This is a genomic window from Bacillus sp. YKCMOAS1 (genome assembly GCF_030268125.1).
Classification (GTDB): domain Bacteria; phylum Bacillota; class Bacilli; order Bacillales; family Bacillaceae; genus Bacillus; species Bacillus safensis.
Window position 1 is genome coordinate 563157 of record NZ_BSEI01000001.1, and the last position, 19532, is coordinate 582688.

The window sequence follows — 19532 nt, forward strand, 5'->3', positions numbered from 1 at the left end:
TCTCTATATTAATATTCAGTCGTTACGATTGGTGTGCCAACCGTAATCGTATGATTTTCGTTCATTTCCGAACTTCTGATGGCAATTTGAACATTCATTTTATCATTTGAAGTCATAATGAACTGTTCCCACTTATCTGTGTAAGCGGAAAGCGACACAAAATTAGACTCAACGAGATACTCAACTGGTTTTGCTTGAAATTCATTTGCTAACGTTTCAGCTTTTTTTTGCAAAACAACATCCATCATACCATTTACATGACCATCGAGACAAGTAAAAATTACAATTTTCTCTTGTAATATGCTTTTTGCATGACGTACGAACTGATCATATGTATGCTCCCAGGTATTCAGTGGGCGAGCACCTTTTTGCTCATATAATAAATACGACTTTTGATTTGATTTTGTGTCGGTCTTTACGAGTAAAATTTTCGATTCTGTATCATTTTTTTCATCTTTGTAAATTCCTGTGACTTTGGTGACATGTTGTTCTTTTTTTTCGGTCCACTCATACTGTCGTAGTTCGTCTTTCAAACGTTTCACTTTTTTTGAAAATTGTTCGGATGAAATATCTACATTTGTTTTGGCATGAAGGGTCCATCCATCGACTTCAATTTGCTGATTTTTCAAACCTTCTGCTATTTGAGTGAGCGGAGAAGATTCTTCCGCACGAACACCTTGAATCATTAGAACAAAAAAAAGAATAAACGCAAATAATGGCCAACCTTTCAAATACTTTCTCACCTGTCATTCCCCCTTGCTACAAGTGTTGCCGCAAGGAGGTCAATGCATACGTGGAAAAGTCAACAAAAGGCGAGCCTTTTGACCCTTCATTTTATGTTCCCGCAGAAGGCCGTGACCAAACCTTTTATGTTAGAACATATAAGGAATTTGTCTGGAGAAATTTAAGTAATCAAGGAAGAAATTGCTGACCGCAGATGCGATGGCAATAGTAATGAGCATCATCAGCAGCCTTGCTTGAACGATTTTCCCTTTTTTAATGAGTGGATCAATATTTACAGCAAGCAGTGCCCACCATGTAACCGCGATAAAAAATAGGTGAATCACAATGCCCACGATTGCTTGTTGTCCTACGTCTTCCATACAGTTGAATCCTCCTTTTATTTATTTCTGTAAAGGAAAACTCCCTTTCATTATATCCTCGAAAATCGGAAAGATGAATCATTTGGAAAAAAGAGCTACATTTAGTGTGAATCCCCTCTTATCCTGATGCCAAGGAGATGATATACTGCGTGTGGAAGGAGCTGAACACATTGAAAGATTCTTTTCCTGACTTTGTTGATTTGTACGGAGAATTGGTTCCCTCATTTGATCATGAATGGGAGGCCATTGCTTTCTACTTTGATTATAGACAGACACAGCTAGAAGAATTAGCACAATTGTGTCATTTTCATAACATTTCTTTGGATTACTCTGAGGAAAGCCTGTATCAGTTAGAATCACTATACTTTGATGCATTGACCAAGCAGCTTTTCGCTGAGTGGAAAATGCCAATAGATGCATTAGAAGCGATGATGAGTGTGTATTTAGGAGAGGTTGTCATCCGTCATCATTCAGATGCTGACTGGGTAGTGCGGCCTTATATGGACTCTTCGCACCAATATACGCTTGGCTTACGCAGAAACAATAAAACATGGCATAGTAGTACGCAATTTTGCGAGCAGTTATATCTAGAAAAGCAAGCATCTCATCCTTATGTGTCGATGTATCAATCTCTCATGTCATCCTAAAAAAAATCCTTCTTATCACTGTGATAAGAAGGATTTTCTGTTTTATTTCCCTGCTACATTTAAACGGTTTAACGCCCGTTTTAATGCGAGTTCCGCCCGGCGTACATCACTTTCATTCGGGTGGTTCAAATGCTCTTCAGCACGCTGTTTCGCTGATTTAGCGCGATCAACATCAACTTTGTCTGATGTTTCAGCGGCCTGAGCAAGAATCGTTACTTGTTCAGGGCGGACTTCAACAAATCCGCCACTTACTGCAACCAATTCAGTTGATCCACTATGTTTTAAGCGAACTGCACCGATTTTTAGCGGAGCAACCATTGGAACGTGGCCAGCTAAAATACCAAGCTCACCGCTTTCTGCTCTTACACTGACCATTTCCACATCCGCTTGATACACTGGGCCGTCGGGAGTAACGATATTGACTTGAACGGTCTTCATGCTTTTACCCTCCTAAGGACCAGATTAGGCCTCTACACCCATCTCTTTGGCTTTTTCAACCACTTCTTCAATGCGTCCAACTAAGCGGAATGCATCTTCTGGAAGGTGATCGTATTTACCAGATAAGATTTCCTTGAAGCCTTTAACAGTTTCTTTCAATGGCACATAAGAACCCTTTTGGCCAGTGAACTGCTCTGCTACGTGGAAGTTTTGAGATAGGAAGAATTGAACACGACGCGCTCTGTGTACCACAAGCTTATCGTCCTCAGATAATTCATCCATACCTAAAATGGCAATAATATCTTGCAGCTCTTTATAACGCTGCAATGTTTGCTGCACTTCACGCGCAATCGCATAATGCTCTTCGCCAACGATCTCAGGTGCAAGTGCACGAGATGTTGAAGCAAGAGGATCAACCGCTGGGTAAATACCCATTTCAGTCAGTTTACGCTCAAGGTTTGTCGTTGCATCAAGGTGAGCGAACGTAGTTGCTGGAGCTGGATCCGTATAGTCATCCGCAGGTACATAGATCGCTTGAATCGATGTAACAGATCCTACGTTTGTAGACGTGATACGCTCTTGCAGCTGACCCATTTCTGTTGCAAGTGTCGGCTGATAACCTACCGCTGAAGGCATACGTCCAAGAAGGGCTGATACTTCAGAACCTGCTTGTGTAAAACGATAGATGTTATCGATGAAGAATAATACGTCTTGACCTTGTTCATCACGGAAATGCTCTGCCATTGTCAAACCAGTTAAGGCAACACGCATACGTGCACCCGGCGGCTCGTTCATTTGGCCGAAGACCATGGCTGTTTTTTCGATAACGCCAGAATCTTTCATTTCGTAGTAAAGGTCGTTTCCTTCACGTGTACGCTCTCCAACACCAGCGAATACAGAAATACCGCCGTGTTCTTGTGCAATGTTGTTGATCAATTCTTGAATCAGAACGGTTTTACCTACACCGGCTCCACCGAATAGACCGATCTTTCCACCTTTGATGTAAGGAGCAAGCAGGTCAACAACTTTGATACCTGTTTCAAGAATTTCAACTTCTGTAGAAAGTTGATCAAAAGAAGGCGCTTGTCTGTGGATTGGATCTCTTTGAGCTTCCACACCAAGTGGCTCATCTAAGTCAATGTTATCTCCCAGTACGTTGAATACACGTCCAAGTGTTACGTTACCAACTGGTACTGAAATTGGTTTTCCAAGGTCTACAGCTTCCATACCGCGCTTCACACCATCTGTTGATGCCATCGCGATGGTTCTCACTGTATCATCACCTAAATGTAGTGCTACTTCTAAAGTTAAGTCGATATCAACTTCACTTTCGCTTTCCGCTTTATGCGAAACTTTGATCGCATTATAAATCTCAGGCAAGTGACCGTCTTCAAAACGAACGTCTACGACTGGTCCCATGATCTGACTGATGCGTCCTGTTTTCATTGCATTCCCTCCTGACAATTATTTCTATTCTAAGGCAGCTGCTCCGCCGACAATTTCTGTAATCTCTTGTGTAATCGCTGCTTGACGAGCACGGTTGTAAGAGAGTGTCAGGCTGTCGATCAATTCTTTTGCGTTGTCTGTTGCACTCTTCATTGCTGTCATTCTTGCAGCATGTTCACTTGCTTTGCTGTCAAGAAGCGCACCGAAAATCAAACTCTCTGCATATTGAGGAAGGAGAACTTCAAGAATTTCTTCTTCAGAAGGCTCAAACTCATAAGATGCGGAACGTTTATTTGGTGTCGCTGCGGCCGAAAGGTCCGTTAGCGGCAATAATTTCTTCTCTGTTACTTCTTGTGAAATCGCACTGACAAAGTGGTTGTAGAACATGTAAAGTTCGTCAAACGCTTCATCAGAGAACATTTGAACTGTACTGCTTGCTAATTCTTTAATATCAGCAAACGCTACTTCGTCTCCAAGCCCTGTTACTTCAGAAATAACTGGAATACCACGCTTTTTGAAGAAGTCGCGTCCGATTTTACCAATGACAATCACCGCATATTCATCTGCGGATTGATGACGAGATTGAATGGTTTGGTAAGCGGCACGCAAAATCGAGCTGTTAAAAGGTCCTGCAAGCCCTCGATCAGATGTAATGACGAGATACCCTGTTTTCTTGACAGGTCTTGAAAGAAGCATTGGGTGCTTAGCACTTGTTCCAGTTGCGATTGCAGCAACCACTTCCTGGATTTTCTCCATGTATGGAACAAAAGACTTCGCATTGTTTTCAGCACGATTCAGTTTCGCAGCTGATACCATTTGCATCGCTTTTGTGATCTGACTCGATTTTTTCGTTGACGTGATCCTTGACTTTATATCGCGTAATGAGGCCAAAGATTTCACCACCTTTTTTCAGGAATCCGTGTTCATTTACGTGAAAAGAGAGAAAAAGAGAATCTTTTTCTCTCGGAAAGATTACTAATTAGTTGCTTGGTGCAAACGTACGTTTAAAGCCTTCGATTGCTGTCTTCCACTCTTCATCAGCAGGCATATTTCCTGTTTGAGAGATTGTGTCAAACAAGCCTTTATGGTTTTCTTCAATGTACATGAATAACTCAGCTTCAAAACGTTTAACATCAGCAATGGCAACATCGTCTAAGTATCCTCTTGTTAGTGCGTAAAGAATCGCTACTTGTTTTTCAACTTTAAGCGGTTTGTTCAAGTCTTGTTTTAAGACTTCAACAGTTCTTGCACCACGGTTTAATTTCGCTTGAGTCGCTTGGTCTAGATCAGATCCAAACTGAGCGAAAGCTTCAAGCTCACGATAAGAAGCAAGATCCAGACGAAGTGTACCTGCTACCTTTTTCATCGCTTTGATTTGTGCAGAACCACCTACACGAGATACAGACAATCCTGCGTTTACCGCTGGACGTACGCCTGAGAAGAAGAGGTCAGATTGTAAGAAGATCTGTCCATCTGTGATGGAAATAACGTTTGTTGGGATATATGCAGAGATATCACCAGCTTGCGTTTCTACGAAAGGCAATGCTGTGATAGAACCGCCACCCTTTTCATCACTAAGCTTCGCTGCACGCTCTAATAAACGAGAGTGAAGATAGAAAACATCACCAGGGAATGCTTCACGACCTGGAGGACGACGAAGCAATAATGAAAGCTCACGGTAAGCTGCCGCTTGTTTAGAAAGGTCATCATACACAACAAGCACATGCTTGCCGTTATACATGAATTCCTCACCCATCGTTACACCTGCATAAGGAGCAAGGTAAAGAAGTGGAGCTGGCTGTGATGCAGAAGCTGTGACAACGATTGTGTAGTCAAGCGCACCATGCTTACGAAGTGTTTCAACAACACCACGAACCGTTGATTCTTTTTGTCCGATCGCTACATAGATACAGATCATGTCTTGATCTTTTTGGTTTAGAATTGTATCGATTGCAACAGATGTTTTACCTGTTTGACGGTCACCAATGATCAATTCACGCTGTCCGCGGCCGATTGGAATCAAGGCATCAATTGCTTTAATTCCTGTTTGAAGCGGCTCATGTACAGATTTACGATCCATAACGCCAGGTGCTTCACTTTCGATTGGACGTGTTTTGCTTGTTAAGATTGGACCTAGTCCATCAACAGGCTGACCAAGCGGGTTCACAATACGTCCGATTAACTCTTCACCTACTGGAACCTCCATGATACGACCTGTACGTTTTACGTCGTCACCTTCGCGGATATCTTTGTAAGGTCCTAAAATAACGATACCTACGTTAGACTCCTCAAGGTTTTGAGCCATACCCATTACACCGTTAGAGAACTCAACCAGCTCTCCTGCCATAATGTTGTCAAGGCCATGTACACGCGCGATACCGTCCCCTACTTGAATGACTGTACCGACATCTTTTACTTCAATTTCTGATTGATAGTTTTGGATTTGCTGCTTTATCAGCGCGCTAATCTCTTCAGCTTTGATACTCACTAAGGTTTCACCCCTTCTAACGATTTTCGCCTGCAAGCTGACGTTCAATGCGGGAAAGCTTTCCGCTGACACTGCCGTCATAAATGCGGTTTCCGATACGGATTTTCACTCCGCCTATTAGATCCTTGTCAATCACATTTTCAACACGCAGTGATGTGACTCCGGCTTTTTTGGCAAATACTTCAGATAAAGATTGAATTTCAGCACCGCTCAGCGGTTTCACTGAATACACGACCGCATCGTCTATTTGTTTCGTGCGGTTTGCAAGTTTCACAAACTCAGACGTCATTTCAGAGAAAATATTTGTGCGTCCGCGGTCAATCAGTAAATACATTGTGTGCAACACATAAGTAGAAACACCTTTGAAAGCTTCAGCAATCAACTGTTTCTTTTTGTCTGCCGTAATCTTTGGATGAACAAGGAAGTCATTGAGTTCTTGATCAGCCTTTAGAACTTTTTTGATCTCATTCAGCTCTTTTTCAGTTTCGTCTACTGCCGAAGAAGCAAGAACGATGTCAAAAAGAGCAGAAGCGTAACGCTTAGAGACAATAGTTACGCTCATCGGCTTTCGCCTGCCTCTTTAAGGTACTCTTGAATCAATTTCTCTTGTGCCTGCTCATCAAGTTCTTTTTCAATCACTTTAGATGCAATCAGCACAGATAGTGATGCAACCTGCTCACGCAGTGCAGCCACAGCTTGTTCTTTTTCTTTCACGATTTCAGTTCTAGCAGACTCTTTCAAGCGCTCTGATTCTTGACGTGCTGCTTGAATGATCTCTTCTTTTTGTTTCTCACCAATCTTTTTCGCATTTTCGATGAGTGTATGTGATTCTTCGCGTGCTTCTTTCAATAAGACACGTTGTTCTTCAAGAAGCTTTTCAGCTTGAACGTGCTTTTCTTCAGCACTTGAAATTTCATTTCCTATATAATCTTCACGCTGCTTCATAATACCTAATAAAGGTTTAAGCGCAAATTTCTTTAAAAGTGCAAGCAAAATGAGCATAGCGATAAGCTGGAATAACATATCACCGGCGTTGAAGCTTAAGCCCCCTGCTCCTAAAACCACTGGTAACTGAGACATTTAGTACGGCAACTCCCTTCTTTAAATAATATGTTAAGAAACAAAACATAAAGGAATGGCGAAGTTTCGAACTAATCTGATCTTCGCCATTAAAATTCATATTAGAACGCTTCTCACATATTAACCAAAGAATGCCAAGAATGCGATAACGACAGCGATAATTGGAAGTGCCTCAACTAAAGCGACCCCGATGAACATAAGTGTTCTTAGTTCTCTACCAGCTTCTGGCTGACGAGCGATTCCTTCAACTGTTTTAGATACGATTAGACCGTTACCAATACCTGCTCCTAGTGCTCCTAAACCGATTGCAATTGCTGCTGCTATTAAATTCATTAAAAAGCTCCTCCTTTAAAATAACGTCCTTTTTGGACTCTCAATTTTTTTAGTGTTCGTCGCTGACTTTATGGGAAATGTACACCATTGTCAGCATGGTGAAGATAAATGCCTGGATTGTTCCGACAAACAAACTGAATGCCTGCCATACAATCATTGGCACGATAGCACCTAATGTACCAACGATACCAAGCGCAATGTTTTGCGAGTAGAAATTGGTCGCAAGTCCTGCAAGTAAACCAAGAAGAATCTCTCCAGCGAAAATATTTCCGTAAAGACGCAAACCAAGTGTTAGCGTGTTTGCAAATTCTTCAATAAGTTTCAATGGTACTAAAAGCGGAATTGGTCTAAAGTAGTCTTTCGTATATTCCTTGACTCCTTTTGCCTTGACACCGTAGAAGTGTGTAAGTCCCATGACCATAATTGCTAGTGTCATTGTGATTGCAGGATCAGCAGTTGGTGATTTCCACCACAAGTTGTGATCGACCGTAATCGAGAATGGCAGTCCAAGCATGTTTGAAACAAATATGTACATGAGTAATGTAACGCCAAGCGCTAGAAATGGGGCTCCTGTTTTCATGTCCATCGAACTACCTATGATATTTCGAACAAAATCAACGATCCATTCCATGAAGTTCTGCGCCTTAGTCGGACGAATAGACAGAACACGAGTAGTCAGCACCGCTATGAGAAGAACGATGATACTAGCAATCGTAATCATGAGAACATTGGATAAGTTGAACGTTAACCCTAAAAATTCTGTAGTTTTTGAACTGTGACCCAAAGAGTATTCACCTCTCTTCCATAGTAGAACGTTTAAGTTGAATGAAGGAATCTATCATAATGACAGGATATATTGTCATTAATCCTATAACAACACCTGCCAGATGAACTTCATTAGGGTAACGCCAAGCAATCGCTACTGCGAGAATCGCGTTGGCCCACCTGGCTGTACTTCCCATTGAACGAATGGATTTTCCTTTTTTAACCGCTCGATCAAAAGCGTGCATTCTCCGTATAAGTAGGAATAAATTAAAGAAAGCAAAAATTGTGCCGATAATGAAACCAAGAAACAGTGGTTTAAAACCAGGCATGGCATAGCCAAACACAAAAATTGCCAATAGATAGAACATGTATTTACTCTGTCTGCGGAAAATCGCGTTTGGATCGTTCATTCATCTGACTCCCGATGAAAAGTATTGTAAAAAAGGTGATAAATGGTGATGAAAACTGCGTAGAAGACGCTTATGATAAGCCGTCCTATTCGAAAAAAATCAATCACCCATCGGTCTAATTACACAATCAGACTTGAAATCTTTAGATCTATGGGATGCTGCTTCATTCGTTGATACAAACCCTGATTATTAAAGGGTTCACAATGAGGATTAGTAGAGTGCTATAGGCTATGAAAACCTTACCATAATACCCTCGTTTAGCATACAATAGCGTCTATGATGTGTCAATCGGTTGAAAGTTAAAAAACTTTTCTATAGTGATAGAGCACACAAAATGTTCACAATTTCATCAAACTTTAGGAGAGATGTGACATTCATTGAAAAAAACAGCCAATGTTCAGTATACAATGATTTTTCTAAGAACGGTATCAACCGTTTGTCATATATTTCAAAAAGCCCACATGCACGTTTTGCATGTGGGCTTTTATTAAGACTTTCTTATTTCGTTCCATACATACGGTCACCAGCATCACCAAGACCTGGGATGATGTAACCTTTTTCGTTTAGTTTCTCATCTAATGCTGCAATGTAGATATCAACATCTGGATGATGCTTTTGCATTTCTTCTACACCTTCAGGGGCAGCAATCAGACACATGAAACGAATGTTTTTCGCACCGCGTTTTTTCAAGCTGTTTAACGCTTCGACTGCTGAGCCGCCAGTTGCAAGCATTGGATCTACTACGATAAATTCACGCTCTTCCACATCAGATGGAAGCTTCACATAATATTCAACAGGCTTTAATGTTTTCGGATCGCGGTATAAACCAACATGTCCCACTTTAGCAGCTGGAATGAGTTTCAAAATCCCGTCTACCATTCCAAGACCTGCTCTTAAAATTGGCACAACACCGAGTTTTTTACCTGAGATCACGTTTGATTTCGCTACTTGTACAGGTGTTTCTACATCTACCTCTTCAAGCGGTAAATCTCTTGTGATTTCAAATGCCATTAATGTTGCGACTTCATCCACTAGCTCTCTAAATTCTTTAGTTCCTGTATGAACGTCACGAATATATGTAAGTTTGTGCTGAATAAGCGGGTGATCAAATACATAAACCTTTGCCATAGCTTGCTACAACTCCTTTTCTGTCATCTTCCGGTGAACTTTGCACACTTCCTACAATTCTACATAAAAAGACATCATCTTTCAATATGATTCGCAAATCCTACAAAAAAAACCCACATGCCAAAAATAGGCAAATGGGTCTGTTTTTTAATAATCTAATTCGTTATATAGAGGGAAACGGGCCGTAAGATCAGATACACGCTTTTTCGCCTCTTCTAATTTCGCTTCATCTTCATGATGTTTTAGCGCAAGTGCAATAATGGAACCGACTTCTTTCATCGCTTCTTGATCGAAACCGCGGCTTGTTACTGCTGCTGTCCCTACACGTACACCACTTGTGACAAATGGTTTTTCTGGATCATAAGGAATTGCATTTTTGTTCACCGTAATACCGATTTCATCAAGAACGTTTTCTGCAATTTTTCCTGTGATGCCAAGAGAACGCAAGTCGATGAGAACAAGATGGTTATCTGTTCCGCCAGATACAAGCTGAATATCTTCAGATAAAAGAGTTTCAGCTAGTTGTTTTGCATTATCAATGACGTTTTGTGCATATGTTTTGAAATCTCCGTTCAATACTTCACCGAAAGAAACAGCTTTTGCAGAGATGACATGCATGAGTGGTCCACCTTGAATACCAGGGAAGATCGATTTGTCGATCTTTTTACCAAACTCTTCACGGCAAAGAATCATTCCGCCGCGAGGTCCGCGTAATGTTTTGTGAGTTGTCGTTGTCACAAAATCTGCGTAAGGAACTGGATTTGGATGAAGGCCTGCTGCAACAAGACCAGCAATGTGAGCCATGTCGACCATAAAGTAAGCACCGACTTCATCAGCAATCTCACGGAACTTTTTGAAATCAATTTGACGTGGGTATGCACTTGCACCCGCAACGATTAGTTTCGGCTTATGTTCACGTGCTTTTTCAAGTACATCTTGATAGTCGATATGCTGAGTTTCTTTATCTACACCATATTCTACAAAGTTGTACTGTACACCACTAAAGTTTACAGGGCTTCCGTGTGTTAAATGCCCGCCATGTGATAAGTTCATGCCCAGCACTGTATCGCCATGCTCAAGAATAGTAAAGTATACGGCCATGTTCGCTTGAGCACCTGAGTGAGGCTGTACGTTCACATACTCAGCGCCAAAAATTTCTTTTGCGCGATCACGTGCGATATCTTCCACAACGTCTACATGTTCACAGCCGCCATAGTAGCGTTTACCAGGATAGCCCTCAGCGTATTTGTTTGTTAATACAGAGCCCTGTGCTTCCATGACTGCTTCGCTTACGAAGTTTTCTGATGCAATTAATTCGATTTTGTCCTGCTGGCGTTTCCGCTCTAGTTGAATTGCTTTGAATACTTGTGCGTCTTGCTCAGGTAAATGTTTCATCAGCGAAATCCTCTCCAATCTATTTCCATTCGATGTTTTCACCATCTCATTGTACACGGTTTTTGAGTAAAATGTAAAAGTTTTTTTTGGAAAATCGACTTCTTTTTTATGAAAACCCGAATATTCAAGTGGTAAAGCGTCTTCATCATTCAACATTATATTAGAAATATATCGAAGCTATGATCTTGTATAAACCGCTCTTTCTCCGCCAATCAGCTTCGGACGTGTTTTCGCAAAAGTCACATGTGCATGTCCTAATTGATGACGACTGAGACGGACAGGTACAGCGACTCTCTTTAGGTGCATCCCAATTAACGTATCACCGATATCAATTCCAGCATGCGCCTCAATGGATTCGACTAATACAGGATGTTCCATTTGCTGATACGCGTGAGCTGCCATCGAACCACCCGCTTTACGGACAGGTACTGCAGCTACAATCTCCAAGTTAAAACGGTAAGCCATTTCTTCTTCAACAACTATGGCACGATTTAGATGCTCACAGCATTGAAAGGCGAGCTCAATGCCGGTCTCTCGTCTTAACTGATCCAATTCTTGATAGATGGACGCAGCAATTTGCTCACTCCCTGCAGTACCAATATGCTCACCAGCCACTTCTGACGTACTGCAGCCAATGACTAAGATTTGCCCGGCACGCAATTCAACTGTTTGATGAAACTCTTTTAACATTTCAAGCCAATCTTGACCAATGTTCATATTAAGCGCTCCTTATAGGTGCTTTTCTTCGTAATCAGCAATTTTGCCAATCCGCACAGCATGGCGTCCTGCTGTAAACTCTGTTGTCAGCCAAATGTGCGCAATCTCACGTGCTAATCCTGGTCCAATCACTCGCTCTCCCATTGCAAGAACGTTCGTATCATTGTGTTCTCTAGTTGCTTTTGCACTAAATGTATCATGTGCTAATGCACAGCGAATTCCTTTTACTTTATTTGCCGAGATGCTCATGCCGATGCCTGTCCCGCAAATTAAAATGCCGCGGTCGACTTCTCCGTTTGCCACCATATTGGCTACAGGGAATGCATAATCCGGGTAGTCTACAGAACCTGATCCGCATTCACAACCCATATCAATGTATTCAATCTTCAATTCATCCATCAGTTGTTTGATTTCTTCACGAATATTCGTTCCGCCGTGATCGGATGCAATGGCTACTTTCATCGGGCAATTCCTCCTAAGGGTGAGTTGATCTGTTATATCTTACATTCATTCTTTATTTACAGTTATATTTTAACCTCTGCCTAGTGATTTGCAAACAAAAGCAGAAAAACCGTTGACGCAACGGTTTTACAGGTTATCTATGATGATGATCTTTTTTCAATTTCTCAGCGAGCTGATACAGTAAGGCTTCAAGTTCATCACGAGTTTCCTGATAAACAGAAAGACTTCCGCCAAACGGGTCGGATACATCGCCTTCTGTTCCTGTCGCAAATTCCTTTAAAGTGAAGACCTTGCCTTTTGCATGCGTATATTGCTCAGTAATCAACTGTTTATGCTGCATAGTCATCGTGAAGACGTAATGAGCTTCGCGCAGAAGCTCCTCTGTCAATTTTGATGATGAGTGATTCAGGGGAATGCTTTTCTCAAATAATGCTTCGATCGCTTGAGGAGACGCCTTCCCTTCATCGGTGGCAAAAATCCCTGCTGATTTTACAGTGACCTCTAAACCTTTTTCATCGGCAATTGAAGCAAAAAGGGCTTGAGCCATTGGACTTCTGCATGTATTTCCCGTACAAACAAATAAGATTTTCATCTTTCGCCCTCCTTTTCTTCTATTATATAGCATTTCATTCTACATGTTATGTAAGGAGACTGGCTAGAGCGGAAATAATAATTTGATACCAAAGGCTAGTAAAATGATTCCGCCAAGCGCGCCGCTATATGAACCAACCCATGACCGAACCTGTTTACCGAGCAATAATCCGAGCCATGTGAGAAGCATACTAAAAAAACCAAACAATAATATAGTCATCCACACCTGGGAACCGTAAATCCCGAGGCTTAAACCAACAGAGAAGCTGTCTAGGCTAACACTTGTAGCAAAAAGAACGAGACCAGTCCCAACAGGTGCGATAAAGGGCTTATCCTCTTTGCGGATAGAAGCAACGATCATTTGCAGTCCCAGCACCAAAAGCAGCGCCCCGCCAATATAGGTGGCAAGAAGACCGAGCCATCCGGATAAGAGCTGACCTGTCAGCATACCAAAAAGCGGCATAAACATATGAAATATCCCAATAACCAGTCCAATATAAATGATTTGGCGGAATCTCAGCTGAATCATCCCCATACCAAGTCCAACCGAAAAAGCATCCATTCCAAGTGCAAAAGCCATGATGCTGAGCGTCAGCAATTCGCCAGCTAGTTCGTTCATGTAAATCCCCCTTGGACACACATTCTCCTTTAACCTATGTTTGTCCAAGAAAGGTTAGAACTATTGGAACGAAGGGAGTGTACGCCCTCCTGCGGCTTTTTGCAGGCGGTTCATGATGGCAGAACCAACTCCCTGCTCTGAAAAGGCTTCTGAAATAATCAAGTCTACATCCGTTTCATCAAATTGTCTCAGTACATGATAGAGGTTTGCAGCAACCGTTTCAGGTTTTTCTCTCCATCCACAACTGTACACAACATCTGCCGCAAACAACGATTTCTTTTCTTCTGTTGTCAGTACTCCGACTTTTAGACCTTCAGCTTTGTATCTCTGAATGTGCCGCTGCATGTCTTCATCACTTCCATGAAAGATATACATTTGGGCTTCAGGTGCATAGTGTGTGTATTTCATACCTGGCGATACAGGCACCTCGTCCTTTTTTGTCAGCCCTGGATCCACACTCACCGTCCCCACGACCTCTTCTAATGCTTCTTTTGTAATTCCGCCCGGTCTTAAAATCACTAGGGTCTCACCGACACAGGATACAACCGTTGACTCAACGCCAATTCCAGTTGAACCGCCATCCACAATTCCAGCGATTCTTCCTTCGAGGTCACTCGCTACATGGTCAGCTTGTGTTGGTGAAGGTTTCCCTGAACGGTTCGCACTTGGTGCAGCAATTGGCAGACCAGCTACTCGGATGAGCTCAAGCGCAATGGGATGGTCAGGCATTCTCACACCTACTGTGGATAAACCTGCTGTAACCTGCTTGGATAAAGTACCTGGCTTACACGGAAGAACGATGGTTAAGGCGCCCGGCCAAAAGGCATCCATCAGCGCCTTCGCTTTTTCGCTTTCTATTTGTGCAAATTCGTGAAGCTGCTGAACTTCCGCAATGTGAACAATCAACGGATTATCACTCGGACGCCCTTTCGCTTCATAAATTTTCATCACGGCTTCTGTCTCTTTCGCATTTGCCCCGAGTCCGTAAACGGTCTCTGTCGGGAAAGCAACCACTTCATTTTGCTGCAGCAGATCGGCCGCCTGTTTAATTTGTGGATAGTATGTGGATAAATCCTTTTCTAAATCCACAGACCACCTTTTTGTATTTAACATCATACAAACTCCTTTTAAAAAAGATAAAACTGTTGATATATCTCAATTATCCTTTTGAAAGTATAAAAGATGATGATCAATAAAACAAGCGTTGTCCACAATTTGTGGATAACGCTTGTTTTATAGTGGATAAGTATGTGTATAAGTCCATCATTTTGTGATTAACTGCCTTTTTTTTGCAGGACCACAGCCTGTTCTTTCCCCAATGTCTCTTTTGCATGTGCAGAGCTCCATATGCTTTCTGGGATTTCTTCTAAAGGCGTAAAGCCCATTAATGCCAAAAAATCATGGGAAGAGGAATGGTTTGCAACGACATAAAAAGTATCCACACCTATTTTTTCTCCGAGCGTTTGAACGCTTTGGAACAAGGAGACAATGTGCCCCTGACCGAGCTTATCTGATATGACAAGAGACCGCAGCAATCCCTCTTGTTCATTGAGCTGTTCAAGACCTAAGCAGCCTGCCAGCTGACCATCCGCATCTTCCATCACGACAAATGTCGTTCGCTCTGCAAGCGTTACTCCGCCTTTTGCTTGTCCCTTTTCAAGAAAAGCATTGATCGCCGGGACATCTTCCTCTGTGGCTATTCTTAATTGATAATACATGCTTTCACCTCTTTTTTGATCTCTTACTTCAACTCTATGAGGCAAAAACCGATTTATACCTTTTTTAAGAGAAAAGACTAGAGACCCATTCGAACAAAAAGAACTTCACTTCACCTGTCTCTTCTTCCTCTTCTTTCACCACTTCATTGACAGACTCTTTCGTTTGCTGCACTGTCACTTGTTTATCATCATCCCCTTCTGGTGAGGCAATGGCTTCTCCGTTTGAAAAATCGATAAAGCAGAGCGGCGGGAATAACACACACCACCAGTTGGCTCCGCCCCCTTCTCCAAGCGTAATTAAAATGGCTTCATATTTTCCGGCAGGATAGACGAAATTTCCATAGAGCTTTGTTGGAAATGAAGCTTTTTGAAAACTGACCGATACAGATTGATCAATATGCTGTTCCTTCAATTTCGCTTTGGCGATACGATTGATTTCTGGCAGCTTTGATCGAATGACACGTCTTGCTTCTTCAATGGATGTGAGGTCTTTGACCCACTCTGTCATATTCGCATTGACCTCGTCACGAATACTTCTTTTCACATCCTGATCCGCTGAACGATCACTATTTGCTAAAATGCGTAATCGAATCGCTTCATCTGGTATGACAACAGGCTGATTTGCAGAAGCAGCCGCCGTCTCCTCTCTGCCAAGGTTTGCAAAAGCACCGCATAATAATAGAAACATATAAAGACAAATCATCGTTTTACTTTTCAACATTGTGTGTTCCCCCCCACTTTTTCTCTTCGCTACAAACATTGTGTCCAGAAAACTCATTTCATAAACAGTCAATATGATTTTTTTAATAGATTATGAGTCAAAACAAAAAAGCCGTTCTCTTTAAGAACGACTTTTGAGTGAGGATTGGTAGTCAGAAGGGTACAGTCTCCCATCCCAATCTCGGCTGATTTTTAAACCAGATTCTGTTTTAATAACAGTCATGGCCCCTTTTTTCTCGATTTCTTTTTTGACTTTTCCTTTTTGATCGATAAATTGGATCACCATTTCATAGTTAAATTCAATTCTGTCATCGCTTTCATCTGAAGGCGTAAACATAATTTTCTTCAGTTTAATTTGACAATCTTGATCCTTCGCCGCTTCTAATATGCTCGGGAACATGCTGTCTTGTGTATATTCTTGATATTCATGTTCGGTTAAATAAACCTTCAGCTTCTCTTTCATATCAGATAGGTCATCCGTTCGATTCACTGTGTATTGTGCTTTTTTATAGCTTTCTCCAAATGCTGCTGCCTCTTTTTTAAAGCTCGGTTTACCACAAGCACTCACAATCAATAGTACACTGACGATGACCAACACCATCGCATACCTTTTGTTCACACCATTCGCTCCTTCAAAACAAATTTATGTAAAAAATCATGATCAGAATGTTCATTCTTCTATATATACGTTTCTCTTTTACCATAAGTTTCATCTTTACATAATAAAATAGTCCGGCTATATTCAGCCGGACTTTCCGTTTTGAATGTGTGCGCAAACAGCTCGATCTTTTCCATTAATATCTTTGACGGTGTAGACATGCGCTTTAGGGAAAGCCTGCACAAGAAGCGCTGTGACATCTTGACCTTGCGTATGTCCAATTTCAAAGACAACAACTGCCTGTTCACTCAGCACGCTGTGAAGATCACGAACAAGACGTTTATAAAACCACAAGCCATCACGTCCGTCCGTCAGCGCATTCACCGGCTCATGCTTCGTCACAACCTCAGACAGACTGTCCATTTCTTCCGCCGCAATATAAGGTGGATTGGAAATAAATACATCTACTTTGATGCCTTGAGCTATAACCGGTTCAAGTAAATCTCCATGTAAAAAATGAACGTCTGCACCGAGCGCTTGTTGATTCCGTTTTGCTACCGCAAGCGCTTCTTGTGAGATATCAGTCGCTGTGACAGATAGTGATTTTTTTTCAAGAGCGAGCGTAATTGCAATGGCTCCGCTTCCTGTGCCAACGTCAACTGCTTTGAGCGGCTGATCGGGCGGGAAAACGTCACCTACCAAATTGAGCGCCGCCAGAACAACTTCTTCCGTTTCAGGACGAGGAATGAGAACATGCTTGTTCACCTCGAAAGGACGTCCGTAAAAGAATTCAACACCCGTTAAATGCTGAACAGGAACACCCGCCTTATGCTGCGTCACAAATTTGCTGAACAGTTGATCTTGCTCCTCAGGCAGCGCATCATGAAAACGTGCAAGAAGCTCACTTCTGCTCCAGCCGAGCACATGCATCAACAGGAGTTCTGCTGCATTTTGGTCTCTGCCGGCTTCCGTTAACAAAGAAGAAGCCCATTTAAGGGCTTCAAAGATTGTTCGCTGATTATTTTGCATCTTGAAGCTTTCTTGCTTGGTCTTCCATAATTAATGCATCAATGACCTCGTCAAGTTTTCCTTCTAAAATTTGATCAAGCTTTTGAATCGTCAATCCGATGCGGTGGTCTGTTACACGGTTTTGCGGGAAGTTGTACGTACGGATACGCTCTGAACGATCCCCTGTTCCAACCGCAGATTTACGCGTTTGATCATATTCAGCCTGTGCTTCACGCTGGAATTTATCATAAACTCTTGCACGCAGTACTTTCATGGCTTTTTCTTTGTTTTTAATTTGTGATTTCTCATCCTGACAGGATACAACGACTCCTGTTGGAAGGTGAGTTAATCGAACAGCAGACATTGTCGTGTTTACACTCTGTCCGCCAGGTCCGCTTGATGTGAAAGTATCGACACGGATGTCTTTTTCATGGATATCAATTTCAACTTCTTCAGCCTCAGGTAATACCGCGACTGTCGCAGTTGATGTATGAATCCGTCCGCCTGATTCCGTTTCTGGAACACGCTGTACGCGGTGTGCGCCGTTTTCAAACTTTAGTTTGGAGTAAGCGCCTTTCCCGCTGATCATAAAGATGATTTCTTTATAACCGCCTGTGCCAGTGACACTTGCTTCCATGACTTCTGTTTTCCAGCCTTGCATTTCAGCATAACGGCTATACATACGGTAAAGGTTACCTGCAAAAAGAGCAGCCTCTTCTCCGCCTGCTGCACCACGAACCTCCACAATAACGTTCTTGTTGTCATTTGGATCTTTCGGAATCAACAAGATTTTCAGCTCGTCTTCTAAACGTTCCGTTTCCTCAGTGAGCTCTGAAATTTCTTCTTTGACCATGTCGCGCATCTCGGCATCTAGCTTCTCTTCCAGCATTGCTTTCGCATCTTTCAGCTGGTCATATGCCGCACGATATTGTCTATATACCTCAACAGTTTCTTGAATATCGGATTGTTCTTTCGAATATTCACGAAGCTTCGTAGTGTCGTTCACCACTTCAGGGTCACTTAAATATTCATTTAGTTTTTCATAACGTTCTTCAATTGATTTTAAACGGTCTAACATGGTCTTCACCTCTGTTTTGTGCGTAACAGTCTAATTATAGTATAGCGGGGTATGACAGTCAAAAAAATTTCCAAAACAATTGATTTTCTGCAATTTTTCGCTAGAAAACACGATCTTTGGCGATTGGTTACTTGTTTTGTCTAACGTGAAGGAACAGGTCCTCCTTAAAGAGAATGGTACTTGTAATTGAAAAAAGGGAGGGCATTTGGTTTGAATACAAATGAGGTTGCAAAGGAAATTGGTGTTTCTTCAAAGACGATTCAGCGTTGGGTCAAACAGCTCAACATCCCTGTCGCCCGGAATGAACTTGGACATTATGAATTTCATGAAGATATTGTACAGCTGCTCAAAGAGGTCAAACACCAAATGAGTGAAGGTGTGATCCTCCAAGACATTCAACTGCCATTCCATAAAGAAACCGTTCGTCAATCAGCACCTGCTGCCGAAGCTGATGTCTCTACACAGCGGATTGAATCATTAGAAAAACAAGTGAGAGCGCTCATCCAACAGCAATTACACGTCACTGATGTAGAAGACCGCCTGCAAGAACTTGAACGGAAATTGGCTAAAAAAGCAGATGAAGGTGTATCGTATCAGCTGCTTCAGCACCGCAGAGAAATTGAAGATTTATCCACAAAATTTGACCGCCTCGCCGCAACCTTGAAACAACCGTCACAAGCAGAAGAAAAAAAGGAAATTGCACCTCCTGATCTCAAAAAAAAGCGTGTACTCTTCCCTCTGTTTCATTCATTTCGCTAAGAAAGGCTGCCTGTCGAGGCAGCCTTTTT

25 protein-coding genes are annotated in these 19532 nt (G+C 42.1%); 2 read left to right on the plus strand and 23 right to left on the minus strand.

What is annotated here, in order from left to right:
- Window positions 1-8: 8 nt before the first annotated feature.
- The gene (locus QSJ46_RS02870) at window positions 9-743 is read right to left on the minus strand and encodes a YwmB family TATA-box binding protein (RefSeq protein ID WP_047202548.1); all 735 of its coding nucleotides are present in this window, start codon (window positions 741-743) and stop codon (window positions 9-11) included.
- A gap of 129 nt (window positions 744-872) precedes the next feature.
- Window positions 873-1103 (minus strand): DUF1146 family protein, encoded by a 231-nt coding sequence (locus QSJ46_RS02875; protein WP_024423724.1) that lies wholly within the window; start codon window positions 1101-1103, stop codon window positions 873-875.
- Window positions 1104-1273: 170 nt separating this feature from the next.
- Here QSJ46_RS02875 and QSJ46_RS02880 point away from each other — a divergent pair, with 170 nt between their 5' ends.
- On the plus strand, window positions 1274-1750 hold the full coding sequence (locus QSJ46_RS02880) for a hypothetical protein (RefSeq protein ID WP_107163163.1): 477 nt from the start codon (window positions 1274-1276) through the stop codon (window positions 1748-1750).
- A 42-nt stretch (window positions 1751-1792) separates the two neighbouring features.
- On the opposite strand, the gene QSJ46_RS02885 is transcribed toward QSJ46_RS02880, so the two are convergent.
- From QSJ46_RS02885 to prfA, 21 genes are all read right to left on the minus strand, one after another.
- On the minus strand, window positions 1793-2188 hold the full coding sequence (locus QSJ46_RS02885) for a F0F1 ATP synthase subunit epsilon (RefSeq protein ID WP_003214592.1): 396 nt from the start codon (window positions 2186-2188) through the stop codon (window positions 1793-1795).
- Window positions 2189-2212: 24 nt separating this feature from the next.
- Complete coding sequence (gene atpD, locus QSJ46_RS02890) at window positions 2213-3634, minus strand: F0F1 ATP synthase subunit beta (protein WP_008354929.1); 1422 nt, start codon at window positions 3632-3634, stop codon at window positions 2213-2215.
- A gap of 24 nt (window positions 3635-3658) precedes the next feature.
- Window positions 3659-4525: a F0F1 ATP synthase subunit gamma gene (locus tag QSJ46_RS02895; RefSeq protein WP_024423727.1), complete on the minus strand. Its 867-nt coding sequence runs from the start codon at window positions 4523-4525 to the stop codon at window positions 3659-3661.
- Window positions 4526-4613: 88 nt separating this feature from the next.
- Complete coding sequence (atpA, locus tag QSJ46_RS02900; RefSeq protein ID WP_039182105.1) at window positions 4614-6122, minus strand: F0F1 ATP synthase subunit alpha; 1509 nt, start codon at window positions 6120-6122, stop codon at window positions 4614-4616.
- A gap of 16 nt (window positions 6123-6138) precedes the next feature.
- Complete coding sequence (locus QSJ46_RS02905) at window positions 6139-6684, minus strand: F0F1 ATP synthase subunit delta (protein WP_024426340.1); 546 nt, start codon at window positions 6682-6684, stop codon at window positions 6139-6141.
- Window positions 6681-7202, minus strand: coding sequence for a F0F1 ATP synthase subunit B (gene atpF / locus QSJ46_RS02910; protein ID WP_034281220.1), 522 nt, complete (start codon window positions 7200-7202; stop codon window positions 6681-6683). Before atpF ends, QSJ46_RS02905 begins: the two co-directional genes overlap by 4 nt.
- Window positions 7203-7322: 120 nt before the next feature.
- Complete coding sequence (gene atpE, locus QSJ46_RS02915; protein WP_003214968.1) at window positions 7323-7535, minus strand: F0F1 ATP synthase subunit C; 213 nt, start codon at window positions 7533-7535, stop codon at window positions 7323-7325.
- A 49-nt stretch (window positions 7536-7584) separates the two neighbouring features.
- On the minus strand, window positions 7585-8319 hold the full coding sequence (atpB, locus tag QSJ46_RS02920) for a F0F1 ATP synthase subunit A (protein ID WP_039182108.1): 735 nt from the start codon (window positions 8317-8319) through the stop codon (window positions 7585-7587).
- Between the two features lie 7 nt (window positions 8320-8326).
- On the minus strand, window positions 8327-8710 hold the full coding sequence (locus QSJ46_RS02925) for an ATP synthase subunit I (RefSeq protein ID WP_024423731.1): 384 nt from the start codon (window positions 8708-8710) through the stop codon (window positions 8327-8329).
- Window positions 8711-9208: 498 nt separating this feature from the next.
- Window positions 9209-9838, minus strand: coding sequence for a uracil phosphoribosyltransferase (gene upp, locus QSJ46_RS02930; RefSeq protein ID WP_003214553.1), 630 nt, complete (start codon window positions 9836-9838; stop codon window positions 9209-9211).
- A 147-nt stretch (window positions 9839-9985) separates the two neighbouring features.
- Window positions 9986-11233, minus strand: coding sequence for a serine hydroxymethyltransferase (glyA, locus tag QSJ46_RS02935; protein WP_034281450.1), 1248 nt, complete (start codon window positions 11231-11233; stop codon window positions 9986-9988).
- Between the two features lie 177 nt (window positions 11234-11410).
- Window positions 11411-11950: a TIGR01440 family protein gene (locus QSJ46_RS02940; RefSeq protein ID WP_285604255.1), complete on the minus strand. Its 540-nt coding sequence runs from the start codon at window positions 11948-11950 to the stop codon at window positions 11411-11413.
- Window positions 11951-11962: 12 nt separating this feature from the next.
- A complete protein-coding gene (gene rpiB / locus QSJ46_RS02945) occupies window positions 11963-12412 on the minus strand; it encodes a ribose 5-phosphate isomerase B (protein WP_003214714.1) in 450 nt (149 codons plus the stop codon).
- Between the two features lie 133 nt (window positions 12413-12545).
- Window positions 12546-13004: a low molecular weight protein arginine phosphatase gene (locus tag QSJ46_RS02950; protein ID WP_047202551.1), complete on the minus strand. Its 459-nt coding sequence runs from the start codon at window positions 13002-13004 to the stop codon at window positions 12546-12548.
- Between the two features lie 63 nt (window positions 13005-13067).
- The gene (locus tag QSJ46_RS02955; RefSeq protein WP_039182117.1) at window positions 13068-13622 is read right to left on the minus strand and encodes a manganese efflux pump MntP; all 555 of its coding nucleotides are present in this window, start codon (window positions 13620-13622) and stop codon (window positions 13068-13070) included.
- A 60-nt stretch (window positions 13623-13682) separates the two neighbouring features.
- The gene (locus QSJ46_RS02960) at window positions 13683-14735 is read right to left on the minus strand and encodes an L-threonylcarbamoyladenylate synthase (RefSeq protein ID WP_285604256.1); all 1053 of its coding nucleotides are present in this window, start codon (window positions 14733-14735) and stop codon (window positions 13683-13685) included.
- Between the two features lie 161 nt (window positions 14736-14896).
- A complete protein-coding gene (locus QSJ46_RS02965; RefSeq protein ID WP_041087844.1) occupies window positions 14897-15340 on the minus strand; it encodes a GNAT family N-acetyltransferase in 444 nt (147 codons plus the stop codon).
- A gap of 64 nt (window positions 15341-15404) precedes the next feature.
- The gene (spoIIR, locus tag QSJ46_RS02970; protein WP_285604382.1) at window positions 15405-16058 is read right to left on the minus strand and encodes a stage II sporulation protein R; all 654 of its coding nucleotides are present in this window, start codon (window positions 16056-16058) and stop codon (window positions 15405-15407) included.
- 123 nt (window positions 16059-16181) lie between these two features.
- The gene (locus QSJ46_RS02975) at window positions 16182-16661 is read right to left on the minus strand and encodes a hypothetical protein (RefSeq protein WP_024423739.1); all 480 of its coding nucleotides are present in this window, start codon (window positions 16659-16661) and stop codon (window positions 16182-16184) included.
- A 141-nt stretch (window positions 16662-16802) separates the two neighbouring features.
- On the minus strand, window positions 16803-17687 hold the full coding sequence (gene prmC, locus QSJ46_RS02980; RefSeq protein ID WP_064498792.1) for a peptide chain release factor N(5)-glutamine methyltransferase: 885 nt from the start codon (window positions 17685-17687) through the stop codon (window positions 16803-16805).
- Entirely contained in the window at window positions 17677-18744 is a 1068-nt protein-coding gene (gene prfA, locus QSJ46_RS02985; RefSeq protein ID WP_047202555.1) for a peptide chain release factor 1, read from the minus strand. The genes prmC and prfA overlap by 11 nt, the downstream gene beginning before the upstream one ends.
- Before the next feature lie 210 nt (window positions 18745-18954).
- On the opposite strand from prfA, the gene racA reads away from it, so the two are divergent.
- Window positions 18955-19503, plus strand: a complete 549-nt coding sequence (gene racA / locus QSJ46_RS02990) for a chromosome-anchoring protein RacA (protein WP_285604257.1) — start codon at window positions 18955-18957, stop codon at window positions 19501-19503.
- Window positions 19504-19532 lie beyond the last annotated feature (29 nt).